Raw genomic sequence first — 20,440 nt, 5'->3', positions numbered from 1 at the left:
TAAATTTTAGTTTGAACGATAGTTAAATTTTTGTTTTAGCAATGGCGAGTATTTTTCTTTTTGCAAAGAAAAAGTGACGGCGTTTACCGCCCATTTGTCGCCATAATACTGCACTTCTAATGCCGGCGAGTAATAACGCACGGATTTTATTTTGAGTGAGCTGCTGTTTTAATAACTCGGGTTTACCATAAACCTGTATTCGGTGCCCAAGGGGGCTCAGCACCGACGAGTATATATCTGCTAAACCGGCAACAACGCTCTCATCGGTAATAGCAAAGTGGTCTAAACGACGATGAATATCATCAATTCGTTTACCTAATTCGTTTAAGCTTTTGTCGTTTGCACTTAGTGCTCGCTCAAGCTGCATTAAACCACCTACGTACTTTACAATTTCAACATCTTTTTGAGCGCCTGCGGTTAGCTGCGCCATTAAGGTTTTGTAACCATCACGTAAGTTGTCAGTACCTTGGTAAACATCTTCTGGCGATGCCGGAGATGTTTGAATAATACTTGAAAGTAAGATTTCTAAATCATGTTCGTTATTGTTGCCGTACTGGGCAATTTTTTGAACTTGTTTAGCAGCCTGGCACATGGCGGCAAGCGCCATGACTTGGTGTTCATTCATTACTTAATCACCGAATCAATAATACCGCCACCTAAACAGATATCTTCTGCGTAAAATACGGCAGATTGACCAGGCGTCACTGCTTTTTGTGGCTCGTCGAACAATACGCGGGCCATGCCGTCTTCACCTACAAGTAGGGTACAGCTTAAGTCTTCTTGGCGGTAACGCGTTTTTACTGTGCAGCGAGTTGTGCCTTTAGGGCCAATACGGTCTACCCAGTGAAGTTGGTTTGCGTTAAGGCCGTTGCTGTATAGGCGAGGGTGATCTTTACCTTGGCCCACAATAAGTACATTTCGCTCAAGGTCTTTATCTACTACGTACCAAGGCTCACCAGAACCTTCTTTCATACCACCAATTAACAAGCCTTTGCGTTGTCCAAGTGTGTGGTACATTAAGCCTTCGTGCTCACCTACGTTGTTACCGTCTGTGTCTTCGATAACGCCAGGTTGTGCTGGTAAGAACTTTTGTAAAAAGTCTTTAAATTTACGCTCACCAATAAAGCATATACCTGTACTGTCTTTTTTATCGTGAGTGATTAGGTCTTGTTCTTCTGCTATGCGGCGTACTTCTGGTTTTTCGATATCGCCTACAGGGAATAATGTTTGGCCAATATGTTCATGGCTTAGAGTATATAAGAAGTAGCTTTGATCTTTATTGTTATCAAGTCCGCGACACATTACGTATTTGTCATCGCGAAGCTCACGGCGAACATAGTGACCCGTTGCAATAAAGTCAGCACCGAGTGCTTGCGCAGCAAATTCTAAAAAGGCTTTAAATTTAATTTCTTTGTTACACATTATATCTGGGTTAGGTGTACGACCTGCTTTGTACTCTGCTAAAAAGTACTCAAATACATTGTCCCAATATTCTGCTGCAAAGTTAACTGTGTGAAGCTCAATGCCTAATTTGTCGCACACTGCTTGTGCATCTTTTAAGTCATCAGCGGCAGCACAGTATTCATCATTGTCGTCTTCTTCCCAGTTCTTCATAAACAGGCCTTCTACTTGGTAGCCCTGTTGTTGTAATAAATATGCAGATACAGAAGAATCAACACCGCCGGACATGCCAACAATGACTTTAATGTGACTATTTTCGCTCATGAATAATTTCGCTTATACAGATTGCTGTTAACTTGGAAAGGCCGCGATTATAGCATGTATTTTGTTTGTGCTTAAAGAGCGTAGGGCGGCAAAGGACATAATTTGTCACTATTTTATTTATATAACAAATAGCAAACTAGACTTACGAAGTATTGTATAAATTAATTTATCTGTTTATTTAATTAAAAACGATACTTTGAAGCACCTATGGGTGCTTAAATTAATCGTTGTAAATTGTATCTAAACTCAAAGGTATCTTGTTTAAGCTATCTTCAATACATTTAAGGACTAAAGGGCTTCTAAGCGGTAGTGATTTTATTTGCTCTAATGTGTACCAGTTAGCGCTGATAATGTCGGTATCTATTGGCGTTGGCGCTTTTATATTATCAGGCGCTTCGAAAAAGAAGCAGAATCGTAAATAGTGCACTCCATTTTCGGCATGCAAATTATACACACCTAAAAAGCCGACTGGCTCAAGCGCTAAGCCTGTTTCTTCAAGCAACTCTCGGCTTGCAGCTTGTGCAAGTGTCTCATTTTGCTCTAAATGACCCGCAGGTTGATTGTAACAAATTTGCTTTGTAAATTTATCGCGCTCTTTTACAAGTAAAAACTCATTTTGCTTTTTTACTATTGCTGCAACCGTGACATGCGGTTTATGCATCAACTACGCCCTTAATTACTTTGTATTCACCACAATTAATATCATCCAAGGTATAGTTGCCAATGCTATAACGAATGAGGCGAAGTGTAGGGTGGCCAATATGCGCGGTCATTCGGCGAACTTGTCTGTTTTTACCCTCGTTAATGGTAATACTTAACCAAGTAGTCGGGATTGCTTTTCGCTCGCGTACAGGCGGATTACGCGCCCAAATTGTAGGTTCATCAATTATTTTAACGTTAGCGGGGAGTGTAAGCCCGTCTTTAAGTTCTACGCCATTACATAAATCATTAATTGATTCACTTGTTGGTTCACCTTCAACTTGTGCCCAGTAGGTTTTATTCGTCTTTTTATCAGGTGCCGTTAGGGTATTTTGCAATTTTCCACAGTTTGTTAAAAGTAATAAACCTTCACTGTCTCTGTCTAATCTTCCTGCTGCGTAAACTTCTTTAATAGGTATAAACTCAGCGAGAGTTTTTCTGTCTGCGTCATCTGTAAATTGGCATAGCACATCAAATGGTTTATTGAATAACACAATTTTTCTGTCTTTAGATGCTATTTGCGGCTTTATTTCTCTTTTACCTGAAGGCGTTTTGTTAAGTGCACTGCGAGAATAAGTACGCCCTGTACTTCTTTTTGGCTTGGATTCAGTTACTTGATTATTGCCTGATTTAGATCTCATTATATGCACCTAGCTGGTTTTGGTAATCCGGCGATTTTTGTTGCTTGCTTAGCAGGGCCTTTAGGGAATAATTTATATAAATAAAGGCTGTTTCCTTTGTCTTCACCGAGTGCTTTAGCCATTGCTTTTACAAGCATCCGAATTGCTGGACTGGTGTTATATTCAATATAAAAATCACGAACAAAGTTAATGACTTCCCAGTGTTGAACGCTAAGGGTAATGTTTTCTTGGATAGCAATTACAGGTGCAAGCTCCTTTGACCACAAAGTATGGTCAAGCAAGTAGCCTTGTTTGTCGGTTTCAATCTGTTGGTTGTTAAATTCAAGCATGAGTTACCACGTAATTGATTGATTAGTTGATAAAGTGAGTGCTACAAAGTCTTCATAGCTAATGGCTTTATCGTTATCTGTTAATTTTATTGCACGTACTTGCGCGTCTTGTTCAAGTATTAACAGTGTATCTGCAAATTGCCTAAATTGTTTTTTTGCAAAGCAGGCATCACCAACAAGTAGCACGTTATCGTCTGATAAAATTAAGTTCTCTAGCTGATTTGCCGAATAATAGTTAAGCGGCTTAGAAAAAATATGTAATGTACTCATAAATTCACCACATGTTGCTGCGCTTTAATTAATGTTTGTTGTTGGCTAAAGTTAAGAGCTTTTGCCTCTATGAGTAGATCATGTTTATTTAAACCATAATCAAGCAATGATTTCTCACACACGAAAATGTTTTCAACATCATAAATTTCGAGTGTTTTAATATTTTTAAAAAAATCTTTTAATCCAATATTGTTTGGTTGTTGATGCTTTTTTAAAGCCAAGACGGCGGGGCCGCTAAACAACCAACTCACATTTTGGTCAACGGCAGCAAATATCAATGTCATATCAAGTGCATCACGAATATTTAAATCGTCAAATGGACTGCACTGACTCATTACTAATACGTTTATCATTTAAATTGCACCCATTTATCAGCGTCGCTTGCAAGCATTGCAAATTCAGCTAGCCCTGCGACTGCAAATACACCTGTGTTTTTAATATCTAACCCGCGTTTTTCAGCGGCGGTAACACACAGCATTAAATTTAGTTTTCGATCGGCGAGTTGCTGCCAAAGTGCTGAAATTTGAAGTTCGTCTGAGGATAAATCAAAGTGGGTAGATGCATGATAAATACCTTGCTGGTATAAAAAAATAGCATCAATGGTGTGCCCTTGGGCTAAACATGCACTCGCAAACTTAACTAACCTTTGCGTTGTATCGTGATCGGATGGTGGTGTATGTAATGAAAGAACAAAACGTGACAAAACAATTCCAATAAAAAAGCCCCAATTAAGGGGCTATTTTAACAGAACTATTTAATTAGTCATCACTTGCGCCAAGTAGAGCAAGTAAAGACGTAAATAAGTTATATACGCTTAGGTATAAAGACACTGTTGCGCGAATGTAGTTGGTTTCGCCGCCATTAATGATTCGGCTTGTATCGAATAAAATCAAACCAGACATGATCAATACAACTGCCGCATTAAGCACCATAAACATAAGTGAACTGCCAACAAAAATATTAACAATGCTAGCTACAATCACAACGATTAAGCCAACCGTTAAAAAGCCACCCATGAATGAGAAGTCTTTTTTAGTGTTCAGTGCATAAGCAGATAAACCAAAAAAGATAAGCGCCGTAGAACCTAACGCTTGCATAATAAGCATTGGGCCATTAGGCATTGCAGCATAATGGTTAAGCAATGGACCTAAGCCTGCCCCCATTAAACCTGTGAAAGCAAACACCCAAAATACACCAGATGCTGTATCTGCTTTTTTATTTACAACAAATAATAAACCGAACGAAACAAGTGTAAACACAATCCCCATAAAGTAAGGTAATTGTAGTGCCATTGAAATACCGGCTGTAACAGCACTGAAAGCAAGTGTCATAGCTAGTAAAAAGTAGGTGTTTTTAAGTACCTTGTTTGTTTCAATGGTAGACATTACCGGTTTCGCGGTATTGTACGATTGATTAAACGCCATTGTAGAGCTCCTTTAAGTGAAACGTGTGTGTTTCGATAATTTAACTAAAATTAGATTACCAACTCTTATATGTTTGGGCAAACCTTTGTAGATCAATAGAGTTAAATATTTAAATAAAAGAGTATTGACGGCTAAATTAAAAACACTTTGTTCTAACTTTAGACAAATTAATTGTTTTTTAAGCACTTAAACAATTAATTCAAAAAAAAGCTTCACAAAAGGGATGGGTTTCCCTATTATGCAGGCCGTGCGGAGAGATGGCAGAGTGGTCGAATGCACCGGTCTTGAAAACCGGCATGGGTTTATAGCCCATCTAGGGTTCAAATCCCTATCTCTCCACCACTTATTTAATAAGTGTGTGGTAATTAAAGTATCATTCATTTAAATAGTTATTAGTACACTCTTACTTTTAACTTAGCAGTATCGGAGAGATGGCAGAGTGGTCGAATGCACCGGTCTTGAAAACCGGCATGGGTTTATAGCCCATCTAGGGTTCAAATCCCTATCTCTCCACCATATAACAAAATAGCCCGCTAATTTAGCGGGCTTTTTTGTGTTTGGAACAAAATCAGTGCACTTATACCAATCCGCAATAATACTTAATCATTTTGCGGGGCTAAACGTGTCACTCGCTGCGTTAAAAAACTCTCATTTAGAACAACGAAATAGCGAATTTTTTGCCTAGCTATCAACACGTTTTTCCGCCTTAAAAATAGACCACTTAATTAAGCGAATTGGTATTACATGTTTTATCTCTCATTAGTAAAATCTTAAAAGCAGATAGAATTGCTCACACACCACCTTCTGCTGTTAAATAACGTTGATGTTCTCTTCCTTTTTTTGTTTTTAATAAAACTACCATCACAAAAAATTTTAAATGAGTTGGAATGCACATATTAATGTGTGCTATTTTTAAATATTGGTGGATTAAAGGTATGCAAAATAGGATGTTGTGGCTCAAAGATGATCTAGATTCGAGAAAGTTAGTTGTATATCGTGCCGTCATGTTTTCGTTTATAGCGCTTTTTGTACTTTTTGTATTTCAACCTTTTGGCACTTCAAGCGATACCGAGTCTTACAAGTTTCTGCGGCTTTTTGGCTATGGGATAGTAACCTTTTGTGCTTTGCTATTGTCAGGTTTCATAGAAATAGTGTTACTTAAGTTTAAGCTAAGTAAATTAAGCCGTTTAATTATTATTCCTATCACATATATTTTAATTACTGCGTTATTCAATCATGGGTATTTTGTGGTTGCTGTACTTGGGTCTTGGCATTGGCAGAATCAATTACTTTTTGTAGGGTATATTTTTTGTATTGGTGTATTTCCTCTTATTTTTTTACTTGTGGTAAATAGGCATGTAATAGATTTAACTAAGCCAAGTACAGTTAGCGTCGATCAAGAGCAGTTGAGAGAAGTTGAATTAAAGACAATTACTCTTAAAGGCGATAATAAAAACGACGAAATTAACACAGCTCATCACCATATTTTATTTATTAAATCTTCAGACAACTATTGTGAAATAACAATACTGGAAGGAGCTTCAACTTCACGTAAACTATTACGTGTATCTCTTAGCGGTTTATTAAAGCAGCTCCCAGAAAATACAATTATATTACGATGCCACCGTTCTTATGCGGTCAACCTGCAAAACATTCAGCACTACAGTGGTAATGCTGGAGGGTTGCAATTATCGCTGCATACAATTGATATTAAAATACCGGTGTCTCGTTCTTATGTAAAAGTAATAAAAGATGCTTTGTCATTAATCCCAAAAACATGTTAATCCCCCCTAAAACATGGGCTTTATACCTCGTCTTGTAATTGAGACCTAATAAGTCGCTTTGTATTTTTACTATTGCCAAGATTAAGTTGAAATTTACAACTTAACGAGGAAAGTAGATATGAAATACGCTATCAAGGCACTTGTAATAATTTCTATATTTGTATTTTGCCACTATGTAATGAGGCAGTTTTGGGGAGAAGGTTGGTCTAGCTGGTTGTCTGAACTTGATAATCTAACTGGCATTTTATTTACCCCCGCTAAATATACTTTTTTATATGGACCGTTAGTTATTGCGGCTATTATTTTGTTTAAACAAAGTGAGCCTTTTGAATCTATAGGGCTTAATTCTTCTGGTTTTATTAACTATGCACTCGCAGCAATTATTTGTTGTGCTCCTATGGCAATAGGTTATGGATTTTTGAGTGATGAACTTAACCTATCAATACCAGCAATAATCACCGGCTCAGTTTATGCGGGTTTTTTTGAAGAGCTAATTTTTAGGGCTGCATTGTTTGGTGTTTTATTTAAATATTGTAGATGGGGCTTTGTGCCTGCGGCATTAATTAGTTCAGTAATATTTGGCCTGGGCCATATTTATCAAGGTAATGATGCGATTTCTGCATTGATGGCGGTTGCTATCACTACTGTAGCAGGTACATGGTTTGCGTGGCTATATTGTGAATGTGGTTATCGTATTTGGTTTCCTATGTGGATGCATATTTTTATGAATGCAGCTTACGGAATATTTGGTATGTCGGGCGGCGCGATAGGTGATCTACAAGGTAACTTATTTAAAGCAACAGCCATTGTGTTAAGTATTGTGTATGTTGAGATGCTAATTCGACGAGGAAAGCAGCGCGAAGTTACATTATCAAAATTATTTCAATGCACTAAAAGTGGCCTTTATACGCAACAAGCTAACTTAAATTGATTGGGAAACGACCATGCTAGAACTATTTATTGTAATAACTATATTTAGCTCACCCTTTTTGATTCTTACTATTACTAAACGTTATTTCGCTTATAAAACTACAATAATGGCAGCGCAAGCAAAATTTAAAGGACTGAATAATAATAAGATAACAAAATTAGAGGAACAAACAGCGATGTTGAACAAAAGATTGGCAGTGCTAGAGGAAATAGTAACATCTCGCCACTTTGAGTTGTCAAATAAAATAGCTCAGTTATAAGCACTTTGATAAGTATAACCCAAACGTATGAGCCTATTAATTTATTAATAGGCTCATACTGCAATAAGGTTTATTTTTAATCATAAATTACGACCATAGTCTCTATTTCTAAGCTTTAGATCTTGGTGCATGCTTAATACATTAAAATTTATACTCTGTATTAAGGATTATTAGATGAAACATCAACTCGCAAAAAGCGTCGCGCTTTCATTATTGTCCCCGGTAATTATTGGCAGCTTGTTAGGATTGTATTATGCACTAACGCTACAGGGTGATTTCTTATCCGTATTTTTTCAACTGTTGATGACTGCTATCTCAAATGCACATATTGTAGGCTTAACGATGGCGGCCTTTGTTGTGCCAGGGTATTTACTAATGTTTAAGTATTCTAAAGTTAATTATTCAGGTGTATTAACGCTTGGTTTGTTAGGTGGCGCTATATTTAGTTACTTATTAAGTGCCTCAACTGGCGAGATATTTTTGATTAATAGTGTTATGTCAGCATTTGCAGCCGGACTGTTTTTATTTGGTCTTCGCAAATCGGTAAAAAAATAATCGCAGCATTATTAACCAAGCACGCTGATAAACGGTGCGATTTCCTTTTTTTTACCTCCAAAAGGTTCCAATTTTTCACGACAAAGAGTACCTTTAGCTACTGTATGTTTAATAAGAAGTAGTTTGGTATGCAAAAGCACGATTTTTACCAGTCATTAGTTAAGCAAACTGAATCGCTGATAGCTGGTGAATCTAATGTAATTGCCAATTTGGCAAACATAAGCGCGCTGTTATTTACCTCTTTAGAAGATGTAAATTGGGCGGGCTTTTACTTTATGGATTCTCCTACTGAATTAGTACTTGGTCCGTTTCAAGGTAATCCTGCATGCATCCGTATTCCCGTTGGGAAAGGGGTATGTGGAACAGCTGCGGCAACCGCTGAAACACAATTAATTGAAGATGTTCACGCTTTTGACGGGCATATAGCCTGCGATGCAGCGTCTAACTCTGAAGTAGTTGTACCTATCATGAAACATGGTAAAGTATTCGCAGTACTAGACATTGATAGTCCAAGTATTGGCCGATTTGATGCTGATGATAAAGCTGGCCTTGAAGCATTAGTGAAATGCTTAGAGGCGAGCCTGTAATGAAAGATTTGCTAAATGTTCAAGACTACCTATTTGCTGTGCAAGATGTTGGCGACTGGGAAGGCGAAGAAGAGCATGTAGCGGAAACGCTCAATGATTTAATTCATATTGCATGGGATCGTCTTCCAGATGATTCAGAATGTGAATTTATTGATGAAACAATTAATGGTATTTGGGAACACCTTCGGGGTGATATGGCTGTAATAGAAGCCGATTTCGAAGAGTTGGTCGACTGGGTAACACACTACGTCGATTCGTCCCTTGATGAAAAGATGTGAAAAATAGGTTCTAAAATGGAAACCACAAACAAGCTAAAAGATATTAATGAAGTGTTGGAATTTTTATATCAAGAATTCCCACAATGTTTTAAACAAAAAGATGGCATCAAGCCGCTTAAAGTAGGTATTTTTAAAGATATTGCTGAGCGTATTGAAGGGTCTGAAAAAGTAAGTAAGACTCAAGTTCGTCAAGCGCTTAGAAAATACACGTCTAATTGGCGTTATTTAGAAGCTGTGACAAAGTCAGAGTTTCGTATTGATCTTGATGGTAATCAAGGTGAAAAAGTTGAGCAAGAGCATATCGACCATGCACAAAAAGCATTGGAAGAAAGCCGCGCTAAAATGGCAAAACGCAAAAAACAACAGCGTCCTCGCCAAGATTCGGATTCTAAATCTTTCAAGAAAAAACCAGCTCATGCTAGCAAAGCAGGCGATAAAAACGCACCTGCAGCTAACAAACCTGCTAAAGCAGCGACAGTTAAACGTTCAGGAAAAATTGAACCTTTACCAGCAACTGAGGTCAAGGTTAATAATAAGGTTAAGGTTAAACTTGGCCAAGCACTTGTAAATGCAGTAATCACTGAAGTGAACAAAGATGACGTTCATGTTGAATTAGTGACAGGTATGCAAGTTAAAACCAAAGCTGACAGCTTATACATCGTTTAAGTTGTAAATAAATTAAGGAGTTGTGTATGAGTAAAAAGTTTACGCTCATTCCGTTAGTTGCTGCCCTGTTTTCAGGTTCATTATTTGCTGCTGTAGAAGCCGTTACAATTGACGATTTACCCCAGCTTAAGCAAGAGAGTCAACATGGTACTGCTAGCAAACGAGTGGCTAGCTTATTTGCTCGTTCACACTATACACCGGTTCGATTTAACGATGAGCTTTCTAGTAAAGTGTACGATCGTTATATCGAATCCCTTGATTTTAATAAAAGCGTTTTCTTAGCCAGCGATATTGCTTCTTTTGAGCAATATCGTGATGACTTTGATAACGCTATTACTACCGGTAAATTAGACTTTACGTTTGATATTTTTAACTTAAGTCTTAAACGCCGTTTTGAACGTTACGAGTATTCACTTACTTTACTTGAAAATGAAATGACGTTTGATAAAGAAGATGAATACTTTTTTGACCGTGAAGATTCAGCATGGCCTGTGTCACAAGCTGAGCTTGATGAAATTTGGCGTGAGCGTGTAAAGTACGACGCACTGCGTTTAAAAATGACGGGTAAAGATTGGGAAGGCATTAAAGAAGTGCTGACCAAACGCTATAAAAATGCAGAAAAACGTTTAGTACAATCTAATTCAGAAGATGCTTTTCAAATTGTTATGAATTCGCTAGCACGTAGTATTGAGGCGCATACGTCTTATTTATCGCCACGTCGTGCAGAGCAATTCAAAATGGATATGGATTTAGAGCTTGAGGGCATTGGTGCCGTACTAAGCCCTGATGAAGACTACACTGTTATTCGCAGCTTAGTGCCGGGAGGCCCTGCAGATAAAACAGATCAAATTAAAGCTGATGACCGCATTATTGGTGTTGCCCAAGATGGCGAAGAATTTGTAGACGTAATTGGCTGGCGTTTAGATGACGTAGTTGATTTAATTAAAGGTCCTAAAGGGACTAAAGTACGTCTACAGTATTTAAAAGGTGTTGACGCTCACGGCGCACCTAAAGTTGTTGAAATCACGCGTGATAAAATTCGACTTGAAGATAGAGCGGCTAAATCAGAAGTATTTGAAGCCAAATACTCTGATTTAACAAGTAAAGTTGGCGTGATTGAAATTCCAGGCTTTTACAATAATCTTTCGAAAGATGTAAAAGTTGAGCTGGCTAAGCTTAAAGAAGAAAAAGTTGATGGTATTATTATCGACTTACGCCAAAATGGTGGTGGTTCTTTATATGAAGCAACACAACTGTCTGGTTTGTTTTTTGACCAAGGTCCAGTTGTTCAAATTCATACCTTAAATAACCGTATTGAAGAGCAAAAAGATCGTGATGGTATAACTTATTACGACGGTCCTTTAACTGTTTTAGTTGACCGTTACAGTGCCTCTGCTTCTGAAATATTTGCAGCAGCTATGCAAGATTATGGTCGTGCAGTTATTATTGGCGAGCAAACTTTTGGTAAAGGTACAGTACAGCAGCACAAAGGCTTAGGCCGCGCTTACGATTTATACGATAATGCGCTGGGTAGCGTACAATATACGATTGCTAAGTTTTATCGTATTAACGGTGGTAGTACGCAACATAAAGGTGTGATCCCTGATATTTCGTTTCCATCAGCAATCGATCCTGCAGAGTGGGGCGAAAGTAAGCAAGATAATGCACTTCCTTGGGACAGCATTGTTAAAGCGAAATACAAAAAATTAGGTAATTTAACACCTATTATTACGTACCTTGAGAAACAACACGAAGTACGAATTAAATCAGAACCAGAATTTGGTTATGTATTTAATGACATTACCTTATACAACGAAGAGAAAGACCGTAAAACTATCTCTTTAGTTGAAGCTACGCGTATTAAAGAAAAAGATGAAGGTGAAGCACGTGCACTTGTACGTACTAACGAACGTCTTAAGCGTTTAGGTAAAGATCCGGTAGAAAACTTAGACGATTTACCTGAAGTAATTGAAGAGCTTGACCCATTTTTGGAAGAAGCTGCATTAATTACTCAAGATTATATTAATTATGGTCGTATAGCTAAGAAGTAACAACTGGTTTTACCTCTATAAAAAAGGCGCATTAGCGCCTTTTTTACTACCTAAAATTTACTAAATTGTTATAATATTTGATTACATAAAGTTGAGCTAGATCAATCATGCTCAATTAATGCGCTTTACGTGCTAAAAATAATAATTAAACACACAGTAAGTGTGTCTAGGAGTCTCTACTTTGAAGCTATTGGATGACAAACCAATCAAGCCCGCCTCGTTTTTTGATGCATTAATTCCTATCTCTGTATTAATTTGTTTACTTGGTGCTGCAGTTTACTTATTTGGTGATAACTCTTCATCAGGCCCTAACCAAATTGCACTTTTATTTGCTACTTTTGCAGCGGCTTTAATTGGGCTTAAAAACGGTTATACATGGAAAAAATTAGAACAAGCCATGATTGAAGGTATAACGCTTTCACTTGGCGCTATCCTAATTTTACTTATGGTAGGTGCGTTAATTGGCACTTGGCTACTTTCTGGAACTGTACCAACTTTAATTTATTATGGCTTGCAAGTTATAAACCCAAGTTGGTTTTATGCAGCGAGTTGTTTAATTTGTGGCATTGTAGCTATGAGTATAGGTAGTTCTTGGACTACTGCCGCTACGATAGGTGTTGCTTTATTAGGCGTTGCAACGGGTCTTGGACTTGAACAAACAGTTACAGCAGGCGCTGTTATATCTGGCGCGTACTTTGGTGATAAGTTAAGCCCACTGTCAGAAACAACCAATCTAGCGCCAGCAGTTGTAGGCGCTGATTTATTTGAGCATATTCAACATATGCTGTGGACGACAGTACCAAGTTTTGTAATTGCACTGATTATATTTATATTCATGGGCTTTAACGCAACTGCTTCAAGCGAAGCGGGGCGTATTGATGAAATAACGGCTATTTTACAGCAAAACTTTAATATTGGTTTTGAAATGCTAATCCCGCTAATTGTACTTTTAGTTTTAGCGATTAAAAAAATGCCAGCCTTTCCTGCTATCTCTATCGGTGCTGTTGTGGGCGCTGTTTGGGCCATGTTGTTTCAATCTGATTTAATTGCTAGCCAAATTGATGTTTCTCAAGGGCAGCTAGTTGGCTATTTTAAGCTTGTTTGGACCACATTTTTTGATGGTTTTAGCATAAGTACAGGCGATGACAAAATGGACTCACTACTCAGTGGTGGCGGTATGTCCGGAATGCTTACAACCACATGGCTTATTATGACTGCACTGATGTTTGGTGCCATTATGGAAAAAACAGGCCTTTTAGATATTTTTGTTAAAAGCATACTTAAAATAGCTAAAAGTACGGGATCGTTAATTGCGGCAACAATAGCAACGTGTATTGGTACTAATGTGATAGCGGCCGATCAATATATTGCAATTGTTGTGCCTGGTCGTATGTTTAAAGATGAATATGAAAAACGTGGTTTGAAGCCTGTTAACTTATCTCGTACATTGGAAGATGGCGGTACAATTACCAGCCCACTAATTCCATGGAACACGTGTGGCGCATATATGCAAAGCGTTTTACTAATAAATCCTTTTGATTATGCACTCTACGCTTTCTTTAACTTAATTAACCCTGTTTTAGCGGTGGTTTATGCCTACTTGGGCATTAAAATTTTACGTATTAAGCCAAAACAATCCGCCTAATTTTAAACAGCTCCTTTTAACTTAAAAGGAGCTGTTTTGGAGTATCTATGACTGAATCAAGTAAACCTCAAGCACAATATCTTAAAGACTATAAAGCTCCTGATTTTTTAATTGACCACACAGAGCTAACCTTTGACTTACAGCCATTATCAACCAAAGTAAGCTCTTTGCTAACGCTTACGCGTGTTGGTGATAAAAAAGCACCTTTAGTGCTTGATGGTATTGATTTAAGCTTACTGTCTTTATCTATTGATACGGTTGATATAACTGATTATGAAATTATTGGCGAGCAGCTAATAATTAATAATCTACCGGATAGTTGTCAATTAAGTATTGTGACCGAGATATCGCCTGAGACGAATACTTCTTTAGAGGGTTTGTATTTATCAGGTGGTGCGTATTGTACACAGTGTGAAGCGCAGGGTTTTAGAAAGATCACCTATTACATGGATCGCCCTGATGTACTTGCCACGTTTGATGTAACTATTATTGCCGATAAAAAGTATCTACAACTTCTTTCTAATGGTAATCAAGTAGACAGTGGTGAAACACAAGATGGTCGTCATTTTGTGAAATGGCAAGACCCATTTAAAAAGCCGAGCTATTTATTTGCACTTGTAGCGGGCGATTTTGATGTTTTAAAAGATACGTACACGACTAAAAGCGGCAGAGATGTAGAATTAGCATTGTTTGTTGATAAAGGTAATTTATCTAAAACACCCCATGCTATTGCCTCACTCAAAAAGGCAATGCAGTGGGATGAAGAACGCTTTAATTTAGAGTATGACCTTGATATTTATATGATTGTAGCCGTCGATTTTTTCAACATGGGCGCGATGGAAAATAAAGGGCTAAACGTTTTTAACAGTAAATGCGTATTAGCTAATCAAGAAACAGCCACAGATAAAGACTACCATACGATTGAATCCATTGTAGGGCATGAGTACTTTCATAACTGGACAGGTAACCGAGTTACTTGTAGAGATTGGTTTCAGTTATCGCTAAAAGAAGGGTTAACTGTATTTAGAGACCAAGAGTTCAGTAGTGATCTAGGCTCTCGTGCACTTAACCGAATTGATGCGGTCAAAGTTATGCGTACGCATCAGTTTAGCGAAGATGCAGGCCCTATGGCTCACCCAATTCGCCCTGAGAAAGTTATTGAAATGAATAACTTTTATACAGTAACTGTATACGATAAAGGTGCTGAAGTTATCCGTATGATGCACACATTACTGGGTGAAACTAACTTTCAAAAAGGGATGACGCTTTACTTTGAGCGCCACGATGGGCAAGCAGTTACATGTGATGACTTTGTAAGTGCGATGAGCGCTGCATCAGGTGTTGATTTAGAGCAATTTAAACAATGGTACAGCCAATCAGGTACACCGCGTTTAAATGCAATTCAAGAATTTGATAGCAGCTCAAATACATACACTTTGACAATCGAGCAAACAGCGCCAGCTAATCAGCCAGAGAATAAAAAGCTTCATATACCTTTTGCTATTGAACTACTTGATGCCAATGGACAAAGTATTGCTCTGCAATATAAAGGTAAAAAGCTAGATCATGTACTCGATGTAACTAATGCGACTCAAACATTTAGCTTTGATAATATTTTAGAAAAGCCTGTTGCGGTTTTACTCGAAGACTTTTCTGCACCTTGTATTTTAAACCAGCAAACAACAGAGCCTGAACTATTGCATATTATGCGTTTTGCGCGCAGTGATTTTTCACGTTGGGATGCACAACAGCAGCTATTCATTAAGGCGATTAAATCTCAAATCACCGATGCAACGAATAGCGTATTAAGCAGCGAAATTATAAATGCGCTACGTGTACTTATAAACACCAAAGAGGGCGATTTAGCTTTAATTGCAGAGCTGTTTAAATTGCCGAGTTTTGACACTTTAGCTGCTGAATTTGATGTAATACCTGTAGATGACATTATTGAAATAACAGAAAAGTTTGAGCAACAAATTGCTGATGAACTTGCTGATGAGCTTCTTAGTTGTTACGAATCTCTTGAAGATGATGGCAGTATAAGTGCAAGCGCTGTTGCGAATCGTGCTTTAAAGCAAATATGTCTGCACTACCTTGCTAAAACACAAAGTCCAGAAGCTGTAACCTTTATTAAAGAAGCTGCAAGCTCGACTAATATGACTAATGTACTTGGTGCCCTAAGCGCTGTGGTAAAAGCTTCACACCCTGTTAGAGATGAGCTTTTGAGTCATTTTGATAGTCAGTGGCGTCATGATGTTTTAGTCATGGATAAGTGGTTTGCACTACAAGCTATGCAATCAGGCAGTACTGCTATAGATGATATTAAGGCACTTTACGAACACCCGTGTTTTGATTTTTCAAATCCTAACCGTGTACGTGCACTTGTAGGAAGTTTTAGCCACTTTAATACAGCACAATTTCATCGAGCAGATGCTCAAGGCTATGCGTTATTAGGTGATTTATTAATAAAACTTAATGCAATTAATCCACAAAATGCATCTCGTATGTTAACACCGTTTATGTCGTGGAAGCGGTACGACGATGTACGCTCACAAGCAATGAAACTGCAATTACAACGCTTAGCCAACTTAGATGGCCTAAGTGCTGACTTGTATGAAAAGGTTGAAAAAGCGCTCGCATAAATGATTGAGTATTATTTTACCTTAAGATTGAGCTATAACGAGTGCATGGATTACTACCATGGCCGTTTTAGCTCTTTACAAGTTGTAGAGGATGGCGGTAAAACAATTCGTTTTGCTGCTACGCATTTGAGGCCCTTCATTTCAAGCTTGGGTGTACGTGGCCGTTTTAGACTCTTATTAACCCCCGAAAACAAGTTCATCCGCCTAGAGCGAGTGGCCTGACACTCGGTTTTTATGTTATATATACATAAAAATATTGTATTTTTGTTAATTTCAATTTGTCCTATTGTTAAATTACGTGTATAAATTATCTGGTACGACGTCTTACCAATACGTAAGCGTTAACCAGAATAAGAAGTATATGACAGATTAAAGCGAGTATTTGTAATTTCACTGATTCGCTTCTATCGTTATGATTACACTAAAAACAATAACTTGATCACACAAAATGACCCGCGACAGGGGGGAACCAAAATGATAAGAAGATCGCTTTTTGTTAAAAATAGAATCGCTATAGGTTTAGCAGCCGCTAGTTTAGGTTTATCTGCAGCAAGTACTCAAGCTGTAACATTTGAAGCTGGAGGTTTTGATATTACCTTCGATTCAACCTTTTCATATGGGCAAAGTGTTCGTGTAGAAGACAGAGACTTTAACCTAATTGGCAAAAGTAATAACCCAGCATTTGATTGGACAGGATACAACCCAGCGCTAAGTAATACTATTTACTCATCACAAGATGTATGGGCACAACCGGGCTCTTACTCAAACAATGGTGATGCGGGTAATTTAAATTTTGATAGTGGTGACTCCTTCTCAAAACTATTGAAGGGCACACACGACCTTTCAATAAATAAAGATAACTACGGTTTGTTCACTCGCTTCATGTATTTTTATGACTTTGCGTTGATGGATGGCAATCATGCATATTCAAATCCTACATCAGGGCAGGGTGTTGATCCATGTGACGATAAAGACACCAAAGCACAAAGTTGTGCCGACATACGTTTATTAGATGCGTTTGTATGGGCCGATTTTGATTTAAATGATGGTAATAACCCTTTATCTGTCCGTTTAGGCCAGCAAGTAGTTAACTGGGGTGAAAGTACGCTTATATCTCATGGTATTAACGTAAACCCAGTTGATATAGATCGATTAAAAGCACCTGGCGCTGAGCTAAAAGAAGCATTTATACCAATCGGTATGCTTTGGGCATCGCTCGGAATTACTGAGAACATCACGCTTGAAGGTTTCTACCAATATCAATGGCAAGAAACACGTTTACCAGCAGCAGGTACATACTTTTCTACTAATGACTTTGCAGCAGAAAATGGTTATCAGCAGAATGTTCAATTAGGCTTTACGTCTAATCCTGATATTGATGTTGCTTTTTTAACGGATAGTTTAAATAACCTAACATCTGATTTTGCATTAGCAGCAGCTGCTCAAGGTATTGATCCTTCAAGTGCTGAAGGGAGTGCTTTATTAGCCCAAATGTATCTTGCTTACCCAACTAAGGTTGCGTTAAAAGGTAAAGGAGATAATGGTAAAAATGAACCTGAAGATGGCGGACAGTACGGTTTACGTTTAGGTATATTTTTACCTGAATTTAATGATACTGAAATTGCGTTATACCACGTGAACTACCATAGTCGTCGTCCACTTATATCTGGTCGTGTATCAAACTTTTCACAGGCAGCAATTGCTCAAGATTTAGCGATGATCATGACAACAGAAATTACGTCAGATAATGTTGCTGATTTAACCGCTTTTTCTAAAGCTGAAAACGACTACCCAGAAGATATTAAACTATATGGTTTAAGTTTTAACACAACTATTGGTGAAACAGCCTTTGCGGGTGAGTTTGCGTTTCGTCAAGATGAACCACTGCAAATTGATGACGTAGAGTTACTTTACACAGCTATGCCTGAGCAGTTAGCTCTTGCAGGTCTTCGTCCTGATTTTGCAGGTATTTCGCAAATGAGTTTTGGCGATGATATTAGTTCTGTTGGTGCGGGTGAAGTTGCTCAAGGCTATATTGAACGTGATACATCACAAATTCAATTCACGGCTACTCACTTATTTGGACCTTCATTAGGTGCTGATAGTTGGGCTGTAGTTGGTGAAGTGGGTGCAGTAAAAATTCATAACATGCCAGAATATGACGAAATGCGTTTAAATGTATCCGGTACTGGCCGTAGTGGCACAATTACAGGCCCAGGTACTACTGATTATTCAACATTGCAACTTGGTTTATCAAATGGCGCTGAAGAAAAGTCATTCGCCACAGCATCTTCTTGGGGTTACCGCTTAATTGCTAAAGGTGATTATTTTAACCTTTACAAAGGTATTAACTTCTCTCCACGTTTTGTATTTTCTCATGACGTAAATGGTAATACACCAGACCCTATGTTCTTATTTATTGAAGACCGTAAATCTTTGGGTGCAACCATGAACTTTAACTACCAAAATGCGTGGTCACTTGATGTGAGCTATAACTCGTTTTGGGGCGGCGGCGATATTAATACTTTCTCAGATCGCGATTACGTTTCTTTTAACTTAAAATATTCTATTTAGGGGTAACATTATTATGATTAAAAAACCTACCCTCATCGCTACAGCTTTTTGTAGCTTGTTTGCAAGCAGCGCAGCTTTAGCTAAATTAAACGCTGATGAAGTTGCTCAATTAGGTCAAAACTTAACGCCAATGGGCGCAGAAAAAGCAGCTAATGCTGATGGCTCTATTCCAGCATGGAATAATGGCATTACAACAGCCCCTGCAGGTTATGAAGCTGGTATGCATCACCTTGACCCATTTACAGCTGATAAAGTGCTTTTCACTATTGATAAAAGTAATATTGAAAAGTACAAAACCAATTTAAGTCCGGGTCAAATTGCTTTATTTGAAGCATACCCAGACACATTTAAAATGCCAGTATATGAAACACGCCGTTCTGCGTCTTACCCTCAGTTTGTGTATGATGCGACTAAAAAGTTTGCACCGACTGCTGAATTAATAGAAGGCGGTAACGGTATTAAAAATACGGCGATTGGTATTCCTTTCCCTATTCCTAAAACGGGTTTAGAGGCAATTTGGAATCACTTATTACGTTACCGTGGCCAGTCTGTTGAGCGTTTTGGTGGTCAAGCTGCACCGACTGCATCTGGTTCTTATAACTATGTTGGCTTTGATGAGCAGTTATTAGTTAAATACTCAGACCCTAGTGCAACACCAGCAGAGCTGCAAGACTCAAATATTTTGTTTAAGTTTAAACAAAGCGTTACAGAACCAGCTCGTTTAGCGGGTACTGCATTATTAGTTCATGAAACAATGGATCAAATATTAACGCCGCGCCAAGCATGGACTTATAACTCGGGACAACGCCGCGTTCGTCGTGCACCTAATGTTGCATATGATGCACCAGGCACAGCTGCAGATAGCCTGCGTACTACCGATGATTTTGATATGTTTAATGGCTCGCCAAATCGTTACAACTGGACACTAAAAGGTAAGCAAGAGTTATATATACCTTACAACAGCTATAAACTTCATAGTGATAAGCTAGAGTACGATGATATTTTAATGCCTGGCCATATTAATCCAGAACATACACGTTACGAAAAACACCGTGTTTGGGTTGTTGAAGCTAACTTAAAAGATGATACACGTCATATCTATAAAAAACGTGTGTTTTACATCGATGAAGATAGCTGGCAAGTACAGGTTACTGATATTTATGATAACCGCGACCAACTTTACCGTGTAGCAATGGCTTATGGCCTTAACTACTACGAAGTACCTACACAGTGGAGTACGCTTGAGGTTTATCATGATTTGAATTCTCGTCGTTATTTAGCAATTGGTTTAGATAACCAAGAAAAAATGTACGATTTTTCACAGTCATTTAACGATAACGAATTTACTTCAAGCGCTTTACGTCGCGCAGGTAGATAGTA

Annotated in this window: 22 protein-coding genes and 2 tRNA genes; 15 read left to right on the top strand and 9 right to left on the bottom strand. The window is 38.1% G+C overall.

Annotated elements, in window-relative coordinates; genetic code table 11:
* Nucleotides 1-22 precede the first annotated feature (22 nt).
* The 9 genes from hflD to I6E70_RS11330 form a co-directional block, all read right to left on the bottom strand.
* Complete coding sequence (gene hflD, locus I6E70_RS11370; RefSeq protein WP_024589171.1) at nt 23-625, bottom strand: high frequency lysogenization protein HflD; 603 nt, start codon at nt 623-625, stop codon at nt 23-25.
* On the bottom strand, nt 625-1,725 hold the full coding sequence (gene mnmA, locus I6E70_RS11365) for a tRNA 2-thiouridine(34) synthase MnmA (protein ID WP_007580201.1): 1,101 nt from the start codon (nt 1,723-1,725) through the stop codon (nt 625-627). The genes hflD and mnmA overlap by 1 nt, the downstream gene beginning before the upstream one ends.
* Before the next feature lie 220 nt (nt 1,726-1,945).
* Nucleotides 1,946-2,386 (bottom strand): NUDIX hydrolase, encoded by a 441-nt coding sequence (locus I6E70_RS11360; RefSeq protein WP_197188732.1) that lies wholly within the window; start codon nt 2,384-2,386, stop codon nt 1,946-1,948.
* Nucleotides 2,379-3,065, bottom strand: a complete 687-nt coding sequence (locus I6E70_RS11355; RefSeq protein ID WP_197112896.1) for a pseudouridine synthase — start codon at nt 3,063-3,065, stop codon at nt 2,379-2,381. Before I6E70_RS11355 ends, I6E70_RS11360 begins: the two co-directional genes overlap by 8 nt.
* Complete coding sequence (locus tag I6E70_RS11350; protein ID WP_007580207.1) at nt 3,065-3,394, bottom strand: TusE/DsrC/DsvC family sulfur relay protein; 330 nt, start codon at nt 3,392-3,394, stop codon at nt 3,065-3,067. The genes I6E70_RS11355 and I6E70_RS11350 overlap by 1 nt, the downstream gene beginning before the upstream one ends.
* A 3-nt stretch (nt 3,395-3,397) precedes the next feature.
* Entirely contained in the window at nt 3,398-3,664 is a 267-nt protein-coding gene (locus I6E70_RS11345; RefSeq protein WP_007580209.1) for a DsrH/TusB family sulfur metabolism protein, read from the bottom strand.
* Complete coding sequence (gene tusC / locus I6E70_RS11340) at nt 3,661-4,017, bottom strand: sulfurtransferase complex subunit TusC (RefSeq protein ID WP_002962696.1); 357 nt, start codon at nt 4,015-4,017, stop codon at nt 3,661-3,663. The genes I6E70_RS11345 and tusC overlap by 4 nt, the downstream gene beginning before the upstream one ends.
* Nucleotides 4,014-4,367 (bottom strand): sulfurtransferase complex subunit TusD, encoded by a 354-nt coding sequence (tusD, locus tag I6E70_RS11335; protein ID WP_197188731.1) that lies wholly within the window; start codon nt 4,365-4,367, stop codon nt 4,014-4,016. The genes tusC and tusD overlap by 4 nt, the downstream gene beginning before the upstream one ends.
* 55 nt (nt 4,368-4,422) lie before the next feature.
* Nucleotides 4,423-5,088 carry a Bax inhibitor-1/YccA family protein gene (locus I6E70_RS11330; protein ID WP_007580214.1) on the bottom strand — a complete coding sequence of 222 codons (666 nt, stop codon included), beginning with the start codon at nt 5,086-5,088 and terminating at the stop codon, nt 4,423-4,425.
* A 251-nt stretch (nt 5,089-5,339) separates the two neighbouring features.
* Between I6E70_RS11330 and I6E70_RS11325 the strand changes: the two genes are divergently transcribed.
* The 15 genes from I6E70_RS11325 (at nt 5,340) to I6E70_RS11255 (ending at nt 20,438) form a co-directional block, all read left to right on the top strand.
* Nucleotides 5,340-5,430: transfer RNA gene (locus tag I6E70_RS11325), tRNA-Ser, on the top strand.
* 83 nt (nt 5,431-5,513) lie between these two features.
* Nucleotides 5,514-5,604: transfer RNA gene (locus tag I6E70_RS11320), tRNA-Ser, on the top strand.
* Nucleotides 5,605-5,975: 371 nt separating this feature from the next.
* Entirely contained in the window at nt 5,976-6,872 is an 897-nt protein-coding gene (locus I6E70_RS11315) for a LytR/AlgR family response regulator transcription factor (RefSeq protein WP_231620099.1), read from the top strand.
* A gap of 118 nt (nt 6,873-6,990) precedes the next feature.
* Nucleotides 6,991-7,803 (top strand): CPBP family intramembrane glutamic endopeptidase, encoded by an 813-nt coding sequence (locus I6E70_RS11310; protein ID WP_197188730.1) that lies wholly within the window; start codon nt 6,991-6,993, stop codon nt 7,801-7,803.
* A 13-nt stretch (nt 7,804-7,816) separates the two neighbouring features.
* Entirely contained in the window at nt 7,817-8,062 is a 246-nt protein-coding gene (locus I6E70_RS11305; RefSeq protein WP_165735214.1) for a hypothetical protein, read from the top strand.
* Between the two features lie 174 nt (nt 8,063-8,236).
* Nucleotides 8,237-8,617, top strand: coding sequence for a hypothetical protein (locus I6E70_RS11300; RefSeq protein ID WP_007586920.1), 381 nt, complete (start codon nt 8,237-8,239; stop codon nt 8,615-8,617).
* Between the two features lie 128 nt (nt 8,618-8,745).
* Nucleotides 8,746-9,204 (top strand): GAF domain-containing protein, encoded by a 459-nt coding sequence (locus tag I6E70_RS11295; RefSeq protein ID WP_007586917.1) that lies wholly within the window; start codon nt 8,746-8,748, stop codon nt 9,202-9,204.
* Entirely contained in the window at nt 9,204-9,482 is a 279-nt protein-coding gene (locus I6E70_RS11290; RefSeq protein ID WP_002961910.1) for a hypothetical protein, read from the top strand. The genes I6E70_RS11295 and I6E70_RS11290 overlap by 1 nt, the downstream gene beginning before the upstream one ends.
* A 15-nt stretch (nt 9,483-9,497) precedes the next feature.
* Complete coding sequence (proQ, locus tag I6E70_RS11285; protein WP_197188729.1) at nt 9,498-10,148, top strand: RNA chaperone ProQ; 651 nt, start codon at nt 9,498-9,500, stop codon at nt 10,146-10,148.
* Nucleotides 10,149-10,174: 26 nt separating this feature from the next.
* Nucleotides 10,175-12,199, top strand: a complete 2,025-nt coding sequence (prc, locus tag I6E70_RS11280) for a carboxy terminal-processing peptidase (RefSeq protein ID WP_197188728.1) — start codon at nt 10,175-10,177, stop codon at nt 12,197-12,199.
* A gap of 181 nt (nt 12,200-12,380) precedes the next feature.
* Nucleotides 12,381-13,844 carry a Na+/H+ antiporter NhaC gene (gene nhaC, locus I6E70_RS11275; protein ID WP_007586912.1) on the top strand — a complete coding sequence of 488 codons (1,464 nt, stop codon included), beginning with the start codon at nt 12,381-12,383 and terminating at the stop codon, nt 13,842-13,844.
* Between the two features lie 47 nt (nt 13,845-13,891).
* On the top strand, nt 13,892-16,486 hold the full coding sequence (pepN, locus tag I6E70_RS11270) for an aminopeptidase N (protein WP_197188727.1): 2,595 nt from the start codon (nt 13,892-13,894) through the stop codon (nt 16,484-16,486).
* A complete protein-coding gene (locus I6E70_RS11265) occupies nt 16,487-16,708 on the top strand; it encodes a DUF2835 family protein (protein WP_010552655.1) in 222 nt (73 codons plus the stop codon).
* 252 nt (nt 16,709-16,960) lie between these two features.
* The gene (locus I6E70_RS11260; protein WP_165726185.1) at nt 16,961-19,060 is read left to right on the top strand and encodes a DUF1302 domain-containing protein; all 2,100 of its coding nucleotides are present in this window, start codon (nt 16,961-16,963) and stop codon (nt 19,058-19,060) included.
* 13 nt (nt 19,061-19,073) lie between these two features.
* On the top strand, nt 19,074-20,438 hold the full coding sequence (locus I6E70_RS11255) for a DUF1329 domain-containing protein (RefSeq protein WP_197188726.1): 1,365 nt from the start codon (nt 19,074-19,076) through the stop codon (nt 20,436-20,438).
* Nucleotides 20,439-20,440: the final 2 nt, after the last annotated feature.

It is taken from the genome of Pseudoalteromonas sp. NGC95 (assembly GCF_015864705.1).
Classification (GTDB): domain Bacteria; phylum Pseudomonadota; class Gammaproteobacteria; order Enterobacterales; family Alteromonadaceae; genus Pseudoalteromonas; species Pseudoalteromonas arctica.
Note: the sequence above shows the minus strand (reverse complement) of the source record. Positions and strands in the feature narration are given on the sequence as shown.

Coding starts and splice junctions, on each gene's coding strand:
- I6E70_RS11350 (WP_007580207.1), bottom strand. CDS start 3,394: ATGCTTGAATTTAACAACCAACAGATTGAAACCGACAAACAAGGCTAC.
- tusC (WP_002962696.1), bottom strand. CDS start 4,017: ATGATAAACGTATTAGTAATGAGTCAGTGCAGTCCATTTGACGATTTA.
- hflD (WP_024589171.1), bottom strand. CDS start 625: ATGAATGAACACCAAGTCATGGCGCTTGCCGCCATGTGCCAGGCTGCT.
- pepN (WP_197188727.1), top strand. CDS start 13,892: ATGACTGAATCAAGTAAACCTCAAGCACAATATCTTAAAGACTATAAA.
- I6E70_RS11345 (WP_007580209.1), bottom strand. CDS start 3,664: ATGAGTACATTACATATTTTTTCTAAGCCGCTTAACTATTATTCGGCA.
- proQ (WP_197188729.1), top strand. CDS start 9,498: ATGGAAACCACAAACAAGCTAAAAGATATTAATGAAGTGTTGGAATTT.
- I6E70_RS11305 (WP_165735214.1), top strand. CDS start 7,817: ATGCTAGAACTATTTATTGTAATAACTATATTTAGCTCACCCTTTTTG.
- I6E70_RS11360 (WP_197188732.1), bottom strand. CDS start 2,386: ATGCATAAACCGCATGTCACGGTTGCAGCAATAGTAAAAAAGCAAAAT.
- prc (WP_197188728.1), top strand. CDS start 10,175: ATGAGTAAAAAGTTTACGCTCATTCCGTTAGTTGCTGCCCTGTTTTCA.
- I6E70_RS11255 (WP_197188726.1), top strand. CDS start 19,074: ATGATTAAAAAACCTACCCTCATCGCTACAGCTTTTTGTAGCTTGTTT.
- mnmA (WP_007580201.1), bottom strand. CDS start 1,725: ATGAGCGAAAATAGTCACATTAAAGTCATTGTTGGCATGTCCGGCGGT.
- I6E70_RS11310 (WP_197188730.1), top strand. CDS start 6,991: ATGAAATACGCTATCAAGGCACTTGTAATAATTTCTATATTTGTATTT.
- I6E70_RS11355 (WP_197112896.1), bottom strand. CDS start 3,065: ATGAGATCTAAATCAGGCAATAATCAAGTAACTGAATCCAAGCCAAAA.
- I6E70_RS11315 (WP_231620099.1), top strand. CDS start 5,976: ATGCACATATTAATGTGTGCTATTTTTAAATATTGGTGGATTAAAGGT.
- I6E70_RS11300 (WP_007586920.1), top strand. CDS start 8,237: ATGAAACATCAACTCGCAAAAAGCGTCGCGCTTTCATTATTGTCCCCG.
- I6E70_RS11265 (WP_010552655.1), top strand. CDS start 16,487: ATGATTGAGTATTATTTTACCTTAAGATTGAGCTATAACGAGTGCATG.
- I6E70_RS11290 (WP_002961910.1), top strand. CDS start 9,204: ATGAAAGATTTGCTAAATGTTCAAGACTACCTATTTGCTGTGCAAGAT.
- I6E70_RS11330 (WP_007580214.1), bottom strand. CDS start 5,088: ATGGCGTTTAATCAATCGTACAATACCGCGAAACCGGTAATGTCTACC.
- I6E70_RS11260 (WP_165726185.1), top strand. CDS start 16,961: ATGATAAGAAGATCGCTTTTTGTTAAAAATAGAATCGCTATAGGTTTA.
- I6E70_RS11295 (WP_007586917.1), top strand. CDS start 8,746: ATGCAAAAGCACGATTTTTACCAGTCATTAGTTAAGCAAACTGAATCG.